At 46.0% G+C, this 13,275-nt stretch carries 12 protein-coding genes; 10 read left to right on the forward strand and 2 right to left on the reverse strand.

What is annotated here, in order from left to right:
• Window positions 1–36 precede the first annotated feature (36 nt).
• Window positions 37–1,161: a HetZ-related protein 2 gene (locus IQ260_RS17320; protein WP_193994365.1), complete on the forward strand. Its 1,125-nt coding sequence runs from the start codon at window positions 37–39 to the stop codon at window positions 1,159–1,161.
• 132 nt (window positions 1,162–1,293) lie between these two features.
• Window positions 1,294–2,481 carry an ATPase, T2SS/T4P/T4SS family gene (locus tag IQ260_RS17325; RefSeq protein WP_193994366.1) on the forward strand — a complete coding sequence of 396 codons (1,188 nt, stop codon included), beginning with the start codon at window positions 1,294–1,296 and terminating at the stop codon, window positions 2,479–2,481.
• Between the two features lie 68 nt (window positions 2,482–2,549).
• On the opposite strand, the gene IQ260_RS17330 is transcribed toward IQ260_RS17325, so the two are convergent.
• Together IQ260_RS17330 and rpsO are read right to left on the reverse strand one after the other, a co-directional pair.
• Window positions 2,550–3,050 (reverse strand): PAM68 family protein, encoded by a 501-nt coding sequence (locus IQ260_RS17330; RefSeq protein ID WP_193994367.1) that lies wholly within the window; start codon window positions 3,048–3,050, stop codon window positions 2,550–2,552.
• 57 nt (window positions 3,051–3,107) lie between these two features.
• Window positions 3,108–3,377 (reverse strand): 30S ribosomal protein S15, encoded by a 270-nt coding sequence (gene rpsO, locus IQ260_RS17335; protein WP_193994368.1) that lies wholly within the window; start codon window positions 3,375–3,377, stop codon window positions 3,108–3,110.
• 321 nt (window positions 3,378–3,698) lie between these two features.
• Here rpsO and IQ260_RS17340 point away from each other — a divergent pair, with 321 nt between their 5' ends.
• The 8 genes from IQ260_RS17340 to IQ260_RS17375 form a co-directional block, all read left to right on the forward strand.
• On the forward strand, window positions 3,699–5,732 hold the full coding sequence (locus IQ260_RS17340) for a glycoside hydrolase family 10 protein (protein WP_193994369.1): 2,034 nt from the start codon (window positions 3,699–3,701) through the stop codon (window positions 5,730–5,732).
• 322 nt (window positions 5,733–6,054) lie between these two features.
• On the forward strand, window positions 6,055–7,083 hold the full coding sequence (gene pseB / locus IQ260_RS17345) for a UDP-N-acetylglucosamine 4,6-dehydratase (inverting) (RefSeq protein ID WP_228016204.1): 1,029 nt from the start codon (window positions 6,055–6,057) through the stop codon (window positions 7,081–7,083).
• Between the two features lie 5 nt (window positions 7,084–7,088).
• Window positions 7,089–8,255 carry a UDP-4-amino-4,6-dideoxy-N-acetyl-beta-L-altrosamine transaminase gene (pseC, locus tag IQ260_RS17350; RefSeq protein ID WP_193994370.1) on the forward strand — a complete coding sequence of 389 codons (1,167 nt, stop codon included), beginning with the start codon at window positions 7,089–7,091 and terminating at the stop codon, window positions 8,253–8,255.
• 28 nt (window positions 8,256–8,283) lie between these two features.
• A complete protein-coding gene (gene pseF / locus IQ260_RS17355) occupies window positions 8,284–8,988 on the forward strand; it encodes a pseudaminic acid cytidylyltransferase (RefSeq protein WP_193994371.1) in 705 nt (234 codons plus the stop codon).
• A gap of 15 nt (window positions 8,989–9,003) precedes the next feature.
• Window positions 9,004–9,627, forward strand: a complete 624-nt coding sequence (locus IQ260_RS17360) for a pseudaminic acid biosynthesis-associated methylase (protein ID WP_193994372.1) — start codon at window positions 9,004–9,006, stop codon at window positions 9,625–9,627.
• 17 nt (window positions 9,628–9,644) lie between these two features.
• Window positions 9,645–11,186: a UDP-2,4-diacetamido-2,4,6-trideoxy-beta-L-altropyranose hydrolase gene (pseG, locus tag IQ260_RS17365; RefSeq protein ID WP_193994373.1), complete on the forward strand. Its 1,542-nt coding sequence runs from the start codon at window positions 9,645–9,647 to the stop codon at window positions 11,184–11,186.
• A gap of 44 nt (window positions 11,187–11,230) precedes the next feature.
• Window positions 11,231–12,280 carry a pseudaminic acid synthase gene (gene pseI, locus IQ260_RS17370; protein WP_193994374.1) on the forward strand — a complete coding sequence of 350 codons (1,050 nt, stop codon included), beginning with the start codon at window positions 11,231–11,233 and terminating at the stop codon, window positions 12,278–12,280.
• A gap of 96 nt (window positions 12,281–12,376) precedes the next feature.
• Window positions 12,377–13,275, forward strand: an 899-nt coding sequence (locus IQ260_RS17375; RefSeq protein ID WP_322744988.1) for a lipopolysaccharide biosynthesis protein, incomplete at its 3' end; no start/stop codon positions are given.

Raw genomic sequence — 13,275 nt, forward strand, 5'->3', positions numbered from 1 at the left:
ACTTTGAACATTCTTTAATCAGCAGCAGGCATCCGCATGGCAGTGGCAATCACAATCGTAAACCAATGGCAGGAAAGGCTGCAGGCCGATTTGCCCGATCAAAGCCACGATACCCACAAAGCAATTATTCAGTGGCTATGCGGTGAAAATACGGAGCGATTTGAAGAGCTTTCTCGCAAAGATCTCTCCATTGCTACCCAGGCCATGGATTATCGATATCGTATTTTCTACAAAACCTATTGGGGACTGCCCCCCGATCGGGCGTATCAAACCCTGATGCGTAAGCTGGGCGGGCTATTTCTAGTGCGGAGTAAAATCCGTACGTGGATTGCCTTGAGTCGAGATCGGCAACGTCAGGTCAAGGATGTCCTGCAAGAAATTATCCAAGAGATGCTGCGGAGCGATCGTCATCTCCAGGAGCAAATGAGCTGGATTTCCAGGTGCACCAGGCGTTCTCAACTCCGTAATCTGCTGACCATGGCGACTATTGAAGAGTACTGTCTGCGTCCAATTCGCAACCAGCCTTTAATTGTGTATCGCTTTGTTAATTATCTGCGTCGGTCCCAACGGGGCGGGATGACTCAGGTGCCAGGAGCACAGCTAATCCAGCTAATTTCAGAAGAAATTGGCACTGATGATTCCGACAGTACCATCAGCCTGTTTGATGTTCAGGCCGTAAGTACCTATGAACAACAGCAGGCCTTTGAGGAAACCCAGCGGGCACGTCGCTCGGTGAAAGAGAGCTTTACTAGCTATTTGCAAGAAACCTTAGGTGATACAGCAACCCAATGGCTAGATCTCCATTTGCAGGGATATACCCAAGACTCGATTGCCAAAAAGCTCGATCTGTCGATCAACCAGGTTTATCGACTGCGCGAGAAAATTAGTTACCATGCCATCCGTATCTTCACCCTCAAGGAACAACCGGAACTGGTTCTGGGCTGGTTAAAAACCACATTGACAGACCATGATTTGGGTCTGTCACCAGCCCAGTGGCAAACCTACTGGCAAACGCTCGACCCTTCCCAACAGCAGCTACTATCCGAACTTAAACAAGGGAAGGATGTTGATGCGATCGCACAAAAGCTAGGGTGCAAACCTAAACAAGTCATGAGTGAATGGGCTAAGCTTTACCTAGCCGCCCAAAACCTGCGAGCTTAGAAACCAGGCTCTTGTAAAGCTGTCCGAGTAACGGACTTTGAGCAACAGACGTGGTGCCCTATGGGCAGGTTATCCCATTCATATCATTGTGCCTGTAACCTGATCTTCGTTATTCCTTTCTAGGCAGTCACCATGTCAACCTTTCCCCAAGACAATGCCCTGTCACCGCTGTCTCATAGCTTTCCAAAAACTGAAATCAAGGCTGATTTAGAGCAAATGTTTCTACTGATAGAAGGCATTTTGCCCTTTGAAGCCTGCCTTTACTATCAGGTTCTTCCCCTTTCCATTGAAGGCAGCATCCTTAATCTAGGTATGGTTAACCCTGATGATGCAACTGCCGCCGACTATGTCAGACGTCTAGTTTCCTATATTAACTGCTCAATCGTATCGCGCCCCATTGCCTCTGACTGGCACCGAGAAATTTTATCAAAGTTTTTGAGTCACTCTGCCAAAAACCGCCAAGTTTCCCAAGCACCACAGCCTCAGACCCACTCCCCAACAGATAATATCTCCTTTGCAGAGCAACCGACACTAGTGGTAGGGGCTCCAACGGAGATCATTGAAAACCCAATCAAGGCAGCTCAGCCATCATTACCCCAGCCGTCAGCGCCCAGTGTTCCAGACAAACGTGCTGCTAGGCCAGACCCACCGGCTGTCGCCCCCTTAACCATAGAGTTGACAGAACCCGCCACCCCTAAGACAGCAATCAAGACAGAGAGCAGTCAACCTCAAAATTCCAATACCGCAACAGAGCTTAATTTAAACCAAACTAATCCCAAAGAACTCACCCAAATACTCCTCAAGCGCATTATTACCCAAGAAGGAATTGGCCGATTGTATCTAGAGCGACAGAGTAAGGCCTGCCGCATCCTGTGGAGTAAAGATGGCGCTGTACAATCGGTAGTAGATGATATTTCTTCACAGCTTTTTCAAGGGGTGATCAATGAGCTCAAACGCATGATGAGTCTTTCACTGATTCCTGTCCGTAAACCCAAGCAAATCGAGATTGAACGCATACACAATCAAAAGCGAATTTTGCTACGGTTTCGAGTGATGCCAGGGAAGCATGGTGAAGAAGCCACACTCCAAATCCTGCGAGGAGCCGCCCTAAGATTTTATCAACAGCAACAGATTGATAACATTGGTCGCGATGCCCTGGGTATTGCCCACGATTTACAGCAGCGTATTGATGAACTCCGGGCTCAGGCCCAGCGCAACTTAGACGTGCAGGATACAAAACAAAAAACGCTGCCCGCGATTATGACCATGCTCAAACAAATGGAGCAACAGCTGCACGAAATCATTGAAACATCAGACTGAGGAAAGGCGTCCTCAGTTCAAATGAGCATAGCAGCCAGGCGATCAGGCACCTGATCTTTGAGTACATCTCAGTCGGAGGCTGACGATTGCTTAGACTTTCTTAGCCCTTGCACTAATCGTCGAAAATTTACAGAAAACTCTTCAAGTCCCAGCAAACTGCCTTCGCTCTCTTCCTGCCAGGAAGCAGATAAAACACCGTAACTTAGCCCAACGGTACCCAGAGCAAAAAAGCCCAACGAAACGAGCAGAACCACCACGTTCGGGAATTCAGCAATGTGCTGAGTCAGCAAAATATAGGCAATGACAAACGAAGACATGCCCAAAAAAGTGGGTACTCCGGCAAATACAGCCATTCGGCGTATCATCCGACGGCTGACCACTTCTGGAATACCGGCATTATCCTTTTGGCTACCAGTCCGGCGTTGGGAGCCCTTTTTAGCTGACGTGTTAGCCGATGTCCCTTTGGAGCGCGCTGCTGTCTCGGATGAATCATCAGCGCCCCTGTCCTTGGGCGGCTTACTGGACTTGGGTTCAAAAGGCAGAGAATCACGCTGAGATTTGGAAGGCATAGCACCCGTGATAGTTAAAACTACGCAGACAAGATTTAAGCGTAACCTGGATTGCCCTTAGCCACGGATGCCCAACCGTTTGATCAAAGCCCGATAGCGATCGGCATCCTGCTGGATTAAATAGGCTAGCAAACGCTTACGACGGCCAATCATACGCAGCAGTCCCCGCCGAGAGGAGTGGTCCTTTTTATTGACCTGCAGGTGCTTACTCAGGCGATTGATTTTCTCAGTGAGCATGGCTACTTGCACATCTACAGAGCCAGTGTCTGTTTCATGCACCTGGTAGTCAGTAATAATTGATTGCTTTTGTTCTTGCAGGAGCGCCATAGAGCTTACCGAATAGAGCCTATCAAAACGAACATACTAGTTGAACATGCTAGCTTGCAATATTCAACACAGAGCTTTGTATTGTACTACAGCAACGCTAGGAGTGATCTCTAAACACTTAAAACACTTAGATTGTATTTTCTTAATGCTTTCGCCAGTAACCACCGAATTGCTCCTGAGAAGGGGGCCTTCGTTCGGTATAGTCATTTTGGGAAAACTTTTTAATATTTACTTTGTATTTAGCGTTTTTAGCCATCTCCTGAGTGGCACTGTCTTGCATCTATTGCGTCATTAGTTTTACTCCGTTCGTTCCACCTATCCATGCTCCATTCGCTGTTTGCTACCTCCTACGCACTTGCTGCAATATTGGGGGGCTTTGTCCTGGCTGCTCCTGGATTTGCGAGTTCATCATCCCTGATGGACACAGATGCGCTAGAAAATGACTCCCGATCCCACCAGTCTGTTGAAGGCTTGGGCGGGCAGCGGCTGGCCTTGACCGAGACGGATCCAGCTCATGTTGCTGAGCCCCCCGGTCTGGATATTCGGCCAGGAAATGGGGCGATAAGCCCATTTTTGGAGCTGGCCATGCAGGAGGAACTCAATAATCTTATGGGACGTTTTGAGGGGGCCTTACTCCATAACTATGCCAGCGCCCAGCCTGCGGAGCTAGCCCTCGGCTCGCTTAAAACTGATGAGGGGAGTCTCAGTGCCAGCTTGGGTGGAGCAGGATTAGCTACACCGCTCACTCACCCAGCTCTCGAAACAGCCCAGCAAACTCTAGAAGACTGGCCTGAGCTGATCGCTCAGCGTGACTACAGCAGCGCCCGTCAGCGCTGGTTAGAAGCCCGTCGTGCCCTCTGGAATGCGTTTCCTGTCGATCAATCATTGGCCCAGGCTGAAGTCCGCGCCATGTGGTTAGATCGGGGCACTATAGTCCGCGCTGGTTCTGAGGCGGGACTAGAAGACGTGTTTGATCGTTTAGCAGAGGCGGGGATCAATACAGTTTTCTTTGAAGCCATCAATGCTGGTTATCCCATTTATCCCAGTCGAATTGCCCCCCAGCAAAATCCTCTGACACGCCATTGGGATCCGTTAGAGGCGGCTGTCAGGCTGGGTAAAGAACGGGGAATTGAGGTGCATGCCTGGGTCTGGCTATTTGCTGCTGGGAACCGTCGCCACAATGCCCTGTTGAATCTACCGGCTAATTATCCAGGGCCGCTGATTAATGCGAATCGGGGGTGGGCTGCCTACGATCGTCAGGGACGCATTGTGCCTGTGGGTCAGGATAAGCCTTTTTTGGATCCAGCCAACCCGGAGGTACGTAGCTATCTGATGCGCATGCTGCAGGAGCTGACCAATAACTACGATGTGGATGGAGTGCAGTTTGACTATGTGCGCTATCCCTTTCAAGATCCGGGGGCAGATCGGACCTATGGATATGGCACAGCGGCTCGTCTGCGTTTTCGGGATATGACCGGTTTGGATCCAGCGGTACTATCTCCCCGTAATAATGCCTCGCTTAGCTCCTATGAACAGCGCCGACAGCGACAGCTGTGGCAGCGCTGGACTGATTTTCGAGTCGAGCAAGTCAGCTCATTTGTGGCCGAGGCGTCTCAAATGTTGCGGCAGCAAAAACCCGGTATCACGATTTCAGCAGCAGTATTTGCCAAGCCAACCCATGAGCGAGTTCAAAAAATCCAGCAGGATTGGGAAACGTGGGCAAAGCGTGGGGATGTGGACTGGATAGTGCTGATGAGCTACGCCATGGATACCAACCGGTTTGAAGAGTTAATTCATCCTTGGGTATTAAATGCTAGCTATGGCTCTACGTTAATTATTCCAGGGATTCGACTGCTCAATTTACCTGATATGGCTGCGTTTGATCAGATTCAAACCCTGCGAGATTTACCCGTGAGCGGCTATGCCCTCTTTGCGGCTGACAACCTAGAGCGAGGAATTCAGACCTTACTCAATGCCACCCAGGGAGATGCTGAGGTGTCTCACTCGTTACCCCAGCAACAGCCGTTTGATACGGCGGCTGAGCGTTACCAAGCGCTCCAGCGAGAGTGGAGCTGGCTACTGAGCAATGGCCAGCTGTTGATGAACGAACAGCGGCTGGCGCAGTGGGCCAGTGATGTCAACGAACTGGGCGAACAGCTGGCCGATCTGGCAGAGGAGCCCTCTCACCGTAAGCTGGAGGAGGTGCGATCGCAACTAGACCAGCTAGATCGCGTCATCACCGCTGACCTCTCAGTCAAATCCCAACAAAATCAATATCGTCTACAAACCTGGCAACATCGCCTGACCACCATCGAGCATCTGCTTGCCTACGGCGAAAAGCGCTTTATTCCCTAAGGTGTCTATCAGGTTGCCGGTCCAGCAATACGATATCAAATAATCTTGATGCTATTTTCCATAGCTATGGGCACTCTGGATGGATAGGAATCGAGATCTTATTCATCCATGTATCTCCCATGCTTAACTCCAGCCTTAGTCATCAAAGCCAGTCGTACTGAGACAGGTAATAGCTCTGTACTATAGCTCCGATCATTGGATGCCCCAGTATGAGGTGGGGCAATCAGTTATCTGTTGCGCTGCGTACATCAACTCCGAAATAGACCTGGTTTCCGCAAAATCAAAATTGATGGATAGTTTAGTCTACTCAAACAGATGATTTATGAGTAAGCCCATGATGCTTAGCGAAAACACCTCTATTTTGGTAACTGGTGGAACTGGCTCGTTTGGCAAAAAATTTGTAACCACTATCCTGGAAAAATTTCCGCAGATTAGACGATTAGTTATTTATTCTCGAGATGAACTCAAGCAATTTGAGATGGCTCAACAGTTCTCTCCTAACCAATACCCAGGCCTACGCTACTTTCTGGGTGATGTTCGTGACGTGCAACGGCTGACCCGCGCCTTGGAGCAGATTGATATTGTTATTCATGCTGCTGCTCTCAAACAAGTGCCTGCAGCTGAATATAACCCCATGGAATTTGTAAAAACTAACGTTCTGGGAGCTGAAAATGTTATCCAGGCGGCCATAGATACTAATGTCAAGAAAGTCGTTGCTTTATCCACTGACAAAGCAGCGGCTCCCATTAATCTCTATGGAGCAACCAAACTTTGTTCCGACAAGCTGTTCATTGCGGCTAATAACATTAAAGGCCGTCGAGATTTGAGCTTTAGTGTCGTGCGATATGGCAATGTGATGGGCTCTAGGGGCTCAGTGATTCCTTTTTTTCTGAAAAAGCGTAGAGAGGGAATCTTACCCATTACCGATCCAAATATGACCCGTTTTAACATTTCCTTAGAAGAAGGGGTTGCCATGGTATTTTGGGCCATCGAAAAATCACTGGGAGGAGAGATTCTAGTTCCACGCATTCCTTCCTATCGGATTACTGATGTGGCTAAAGCCATTGCCCCTGAGTGTGAGTATCCAATTGTAGGTATTCGCCCTGGGGAAAAAATTCATGAAGAGATGATTACCAGCTCAGACTCATATACCACCGTCGATCTGGGTTCCTATTATGCAATTTTACCGACCCAAGCCAACTACAGTATTGAACAATATTGCGACTTGATGGGGGCAACACCTGTAGAGATAGGGTTTAGTTATAACTCTGGTAGCAACGAACGATTTCTGACAGTTGAAGAACTGCGGCAGTTAACCCAGGCTCATGTTGACCCAGACTTCAAAGTCTAAGCACCATGGTTGATTATATTCCCTATGGCAGACAACATATTACGCAGCAAGATATTGATTCTGTTGTGGCTGTCCTCAAGTCAGACTGGTTAACCCAAGGGCCGGTGATTTCTCAGTTTGAAACTGCGATCGCAAACTATTGCGGGGTCAAGTATGGTGTAGCCGTCTCCAGTGCAACAGCCGCATTACATATCGCCTGTCTAGCCGCACAACTAGAATCGGGTCACCAGCTATGGACTTCGCCCAATACCTTTGTCGCCTCAGCCAATTGTGGATTATATTGCGGAGCAACCATCGACTTTGTTGACATTGATCCCAAAACTTATAACTTAAGCACCGCCGAACTTGAGCACAAATTAAGTAACGCAGAGAAACAGGGATCTCTACCCAAAATTTTGATGCCAGTACATTTCGCAGGCCAATCTTGTGACATGGAGAAGATTGGGGCATTGGCTCAAAAATATAACTTTCAGGTCATTGAGGATGCATCCCATGCCATTGGTGGGAGATATCAGGGGCAAGCTATTGGCTCTTGTTCATTTTCCGATATGACAGTTTTTAGCTTTCATCCAGTCAAAATTATTACCACTGGAGAAGGGGGCATGGTTTTAACAAATCGAGTAGATTTATACGAAAAGTTGATACGATTGCGTACCCATGGAATTACCCGTGATTCTATGCTGCTGCAAGATGAATCCCATGGTCCTTGGTACTATCAGCAATTGGAACTCGGTTACAACTATCGCATGACCGATCTTCAGGCTGCATTGGGCCTTAGCCAATTACAAGAGCTAAATACGTTTATTGAAAAGCGACACTGGCTGGCTGCGCGTTATAACCAGCTTTTACAAGAATTACCACTGGTTTTGCCTTGGCAACATCCAGATACGTCATCGAGCTGGCACTTGTATGTAGTGCGGCTGAAATTAGACGAGATTCGCAAAACCCACCGGCAAGTCTTTGAAACCCTTCGACAAAAAGGAATCGGCGTAAATTTACATTACATCCCAGTGCATACACAACCCTACTATCAAAACCTGGGATTTAGTTGGGGAGATTTCCCTCAATCAGAGCAGTACTATCGCGAAGCGATCAGTCTACCCCTGCATTATGGCCTAACTCCAACCGAGCAAGAGTATGTGACTCAGATGCTATCTGAGGCTATTCAATGAGTATTGAGATGGATTATCCAGGATCATCATGAGAGTCGCAATTATCCCTGCTCGGGGAGGAAGTAAACGGATTCCTCGCAAGAATATTAGGGCCTTTTATGGCAAACCGATGATTGCCTGGTCTATTGTGGCAGCACTGGAGTCGCATTTATTCGATCATGTGATTGTTTCGACTGATGCTGCTGCAATTGCCAAAGTAGCCAAACAGTGGGGCGCAGAGGTCCCTTTTATGCGCCCAGACAACCTGGCTGATGATCATACTGGGACAACAGAAGTTATGACCCATGCCACTCAATGGGCCATTGAGCAAGGTTGGCCTATCACATCTATCTGTTGTATTTATGCAACCGCACCATTTATTCAAGTCGATGATCTACAACGGGGATTGGAGATTTTAGATTCGGGAAATTGGGACTATGCATTTTCAGTTACAGAATTCACCGCGCCCATTTTTCGAGCATTGAGCAAAACCCCTGAGGGAAGTGTCGAAATGTTTTTTCCACAGTATCTTTTGACTCGGTCTCAGGATTTACCTCGGGCACTGCATGATGCTGGTCAGTTTTACTGGGGACGCCCCTCTGCATGGTTAAATGGCAAACATATTTTTCATGGGCACTCTACACCTATCATCATCCCAAGGTGGCGCGTGCAGGATATTGACAATGAAGAAGACTGGACTCGGGCAGAAATTATTGCCCCTGTCATTATGAACAAAATTGAATCTGATAATTAAAATCGAGGAGAGGTTATGGAGATTTTCTCAACTGAACAAGAAGCTTTTTGGGCAGGCGATTTTGGAGATAGCTACACCACTCGCAATCAGTCGGAACTTCTAGTTTCAAGCAATGTTGCCTTATTTTCAAAAGTTCTCAGCCGTACCCATCACGTCAGATCTGTCATTGAGTTCGGTGCAAATATTGGGCTGAACTTAAAAGCAATTCAACAACTGATTCCACAGGCAGAACTATCTGCGGTTGAGATCAACAAAAAAGCTGGAGAAATTCTACAGAAAGACAAGATACACACACATATACAGTCTATTTTTGACTTTTCACCTACACAAAACTATGATTTCGTCCTAATCAAAGGAGTATTGATTCATATTAATCCAGAGAGGCTATCTCAGGCATATCAGACATTGTATAAAGCCAGCAATAGATATATCTGTATTGTTGAATATTATAATGCTACCCCCGTTGAGATCTCGTATCGGGGGCATAAAAACAGACTATTCAAGCGTGATTTTGCAGGCGAACTGTTAGACCAATTTGACGACCTGACCTTGCTGGATTATGGCTTTGTCTATCACCGCGATCATCTTTTTCCACAGGATGATGTGACTTGGTTTTTACTTAAGAAGTCCCCTAGTTAGAGCAATACCTTATTTCAATGAGCCTACTGATTCGATCCGATGCCTCCTCTAAAATTGGGACAGGACATGTTGTTCGCTGTATGGCCCTGGCTCAGGCTTGGTTAGAAGTAGATGTGCCAGTAACTTTTCTAATGGCAATCAAAGCACCTGCACTAGAGTCTCGATTGCAAGCGGAAGGTATCAAGGTTGACTATCTGTTGGTATCACCGGGCAGTCAAGAAGATGCTGAACAAACTGTTATTAAAGCTAAAGCGTTAGGATCGCTTTGGGTAGTGGTGGATGGATATCAGTTTGGGGTTGATTACCAGCGAACGATCAAAATAGCCGGACTAAAACTGCTGTTGCTTGATGATTATGGGCATGCAAAGCACTACTGTGCAGATCTAGTGCTAAATCAAAATGTTTGTGCCCAGGAGAAGCTATATGCTAACCGAGAATCTAGTACGCAGCTACTCCTGGGGACGTCCTATGCGCTGCTGAGAAAAGAGTTTTGGCTCTGGCAAGGTTGGCAACGAAAGATTCCGACAGTGGCTCGGAAGATATTAGTAACGTTAGGCGGTGCGGATCCAGATAATATTACGTTCAAGGTGATTGAGGCCTTGAAAAAGCTCAAGGTCAATAACCTGGAAGTGATAGTAGTGGTTGGAGGCAGTAATCCTCACTATGAGCAATTACAAAAGGTTGTTGAGGCTTCAGAAATAGCCATTACACTCCATCGTAATGTAGCCCATATGTCTGAGCTGATGGCTTGGGCTGATTTAGCCGTCACAGCTGGGGGGAGTACCTGTTGGGAGTTGGCATTTATGGGGTTGCCAAGTCTGATGATAATTTTGGCAGAGAATCAGTGTGCGATCGCAGAAAAATTAGACACTGTCGGTGCCGCCATAAATTTAGGATGGCATAACAATATTTCCACCAATACTCTCCGACAACAGACTTATAGACTAGTCAATACCCCAAATTTACGACAAGCAATGACGGAGAGTAGTCGTCAGCTAGTAGATGGAGAAGGCAGCCAAAGAGTCCTCATGCATCTGCAAAATCAAAGACTCCGACTTAGAACTGTCAATGAGGATGACTGCAAACTGATATGGCAGTGGGCCAATGACCCAGATGTTAGGGCGCGCTCCTTCTCATCCCAACCTATTCCATGGGATGAACACGTTCAATGGTTCAATGCCAAACAGAAGGCTTTAGACTGCAGATTTTATCTGGCGCTCGATCTCCACGATAGTCCCCTTGGGGTCATTCGCTTTGATCTACACCAGGACAACGCCACAGTTTCGGTCACCATAGATAGTAAGTTTCGCGCTCAAGGCTATGGAAATCAGCTAATAAATCTAGCCACTGCCAAATTATTCAGAACTTCGAACATCACCTATATTTATGCCTACATCCAGCCGGATAACCAAGCTTCCCTCCGAGCTTTTCAAAAGGCGGATTTCAGAAAACTTGGCACAGTTACCCACAAAGGACTTCCTACAATCAAACTGTTAAAGGAGCAGCATAGGTGCAACAGTATCAAAAATGACCTGGCAATGCCTAGCAATCAGAGCTGAGACTCCGACCATCAGACTTATAATGTGAGGCTAAAACCTTAAATATGAAAGAGATTCAACTGGGCCAGCAAGCTGTCGGAACTAGCCAACGGCCTTTCATAGTGGCCGAAATGTCTGGCAATCACAATCAGTCATTGGAACGGGCATTGCAAATTGTTGAAGCAGCAGCCCACGCGGGTGTCCATGGACTCAAGATCCAGACCTATACTGCTGACACCATGACTCTTGATCTTGATACAGATGAGTTCTTTATTGAGGACCCCAACAGCTTATGGAAAGGCACCTCTCTTTATAAGCTCTACCAGCAGGCCCATACACCTTGGGAATGGCATCAAGCCATATTTGATAAATGTAGAGAGCTTGGAATTATAGGTTTCAGCACCCCCTTTGATGATACCGCTGTTGATTTTTTGGAATCACTAAATGCCCCCTGTTACAAAATTGCTTCCTTTGAAAATACTGATCTCCCCTTGATCCGCAAAGTGGCCAGCACAGGCAAGCCCATGATCATCTCCACTGGGATGGCAACAGTCGCTGAACTAGATGAAACTGTCTGTGCTGCTCATCAAGCAGGCTGCCAGGATATAATTTTGCTCAAATGTACTAGCACGTACCCCGCTACTCCCCAAAATACGAACATCCTCACCATTCCCCATCTGCGTGACTTATTCAATGTTCAAGTAGGACTGTCAGACCACACAGTTGGCATCGGTGTTAGTGTAGCTAGCGTGGTTTTAGGGGCCACGTTCATTGAAAAGCACTTTACCCTCAGTCGGACTGATGGGGGAGTCGATTCAGCCTTTTCAATGGAACCATCTGAAATGAAACGGTTAGTTATTGAGTCTGAACAAGCTTGGCAAGCGCTGGGTAAAATAAGCTATGGTCCGACAGAAGCCGAAAAAAAATCTTTAGTATTTCGTCGCAGCCTTTACGTGGTCGAAGACATCAAGGCCGGTGATATCTTTAGTATCAAAAATATAAGAGCAATTAGACCTGGATATGGATTACCACCAAAGTACTACGAAAAAGTCATAGGTAAAACAGCTAAAATTGACCTAAAAAAAGGAACAGCCGTCACTTGGGATTTACTCTAATTAGCTTATATTTTACCCCTTCTGATTACGCCTATAGAACATATACTACCTTAACCGAAAAAATCTCTTTAAAAGCCTATCTAATACATTTAAGGTGTGCGAAACATATCTGGAATTCTTAAACACAAACTACTATCTAGCTATGGAATTTACTTGGGATCTAACCTATTAAGTAGTGCCATACCTTTCGCATTTTTACCAATACTAACTCGATATCTTTCACCATCTGACTATGGCTTAGTTTCAACATTTAAGATCCTTTTATACATATTTTCTATACTTATTGGAGTAAATACTCACGGAGCACTAACTCGGACTTACTTCAAACTCCAGGATATCGATTTTAAGAAGTATTTATATAATTTAATAGTAATTTCTCTGGCCAGTTTTTTAATATTTTCAATCCTTGTCGAAAATATTATCCACTCACAAATAATACTCAGAGAAGTTCCAAAACGATGGCTTTCTTATGTGGTTTTATTTGCTATTTTTGAATCCTGGTCAAAACTACTATTGAGCTTGTGGCGAGTTCAAGAAAAAGCCCTCAGGTTTGGATTGTTCAACATCTTAAAAGCCTTATTTAACATCACTTTAACTATTCTTTTAGTAGTTCATCTAGAAATGGGCTGGCAAGGAAGAGTCTCAAGCATCATTGCTGTTGGCCTGGTATTCGGAGCATTTTCTCTATGGCACCTATGGCATAATCAAATATCAAATAATTACTTTAATCTCAAATATATTCAAATTGATCACCTTAAAAATGCTCTCAGTTTTGGCTTGCCACTTATTCCGCATGCTTTATCAGGATGGGTAATCAATTATATTGATCGATTTTTTATTGCTGCGATGATTGGCATGTCTGACGTTGGAATTTATAGTGTTGCTTACCAAATAGGAAACATAATTGGAATTCTAGCATTATCTTTTAATCAGGCTTGGAGTCCATTCTTATTCAAAGAGCTTAAGAAAGATAACTACCCAGTAAAGGTCAAAAT

Origin of the sequence: Leptolyngbya cf. ectocarpi LEGE 11479, assembly GCF_015207065.1 — a bacterium.
GTDB classification, from domain to species: Bacteria; Cyanobacteriota; Cyanobacteriia; order Phormidesmidales; family Phormidesmidaceae; genus Leptothoe; species Leptothoe ectocarpi.

What these genes read in the sequence shown, in the direction of transcription:
- IQ260_RS17360 (WP_193994372.1), top strand. Translation starts at nt 9,004, where the DNA reads ATGGAGATTTTCTCAACTGAACAAGAAGCTTTTTGGGCAGGCGATTTT.
- IQ260_RS17320 (WP_193994365.1), top strand. Translation starts at nt 37, where the DNA reads ATGGCAGTGGCAATCACAATCGTAAACCAATGGCAGGAAAGGCTGCAG.
- pseG (WP_193994373.1), top strand. Translation starts at nt 9,645, where the DNA reads ATGAGCCTACTGATTCGATCCGATGCCTCCTCTAAAATTGGGACAGGA.
- pseB (WP_228016204.1), top strand. Translation starts at nt 6,055, where the DNA reads ATGAGTAAGCCCATGATGCTTAGCGAAAACACCTCTATTTTGGTAACT.
- IQ260_RS17330 (WP_193994367.1), bottom strand. Translation starts at nt 3,050, where the DNA reads ATGCCTTCCAAATCTCAGCGTGATTCTCTGCCTTTTGAACCCAAGTCC.
- pseC (WP_193994370.1), top strand. Translation starts at nt 7,089, where the DNA reads ATGGTTGATTATATTCCCTATGGCAGACAACATATTACGCAGCAAGAT.
- rpsO (WP_193994368.1), bottom strand. Translation starts at nt 3,377, where the DNA reads ATGGCGCTCCTGCAAGAACAAAAGCAATCAATTATTACTGACTACCAG.
- IQ260_RS17325 (WP_193994366.1), top strand. Translation starts at nt 1,294, where the DNA reads ATGTCAACCTTTCCCCAAGACAATGCCCTGTCACCGCTGTCTCATAGC.
- pseF (WP_193994371.1), top strand. Translation starts at nt 8,284, where the DNA reads ATGAGAGTCGCAATTATCCCTGCTCGGGGAGGAAGTAAACGGATTCCT.
- IQ260_RS17340 (WP_193994369.1), top strand. Translation starts at nt 3,699, where the DNA reads ATGCTCCATTCGCTGTTTGCTACCTCCTACGCACTTGCTGCAATATTG.
- pseI (WP_193994374.1), top strand. Translation starts at nt 11,231, where the DNA reads ATGAAAGAGATTCAACTGGGCCAGCAAGCTGTCGGAACTAGCCAACGG.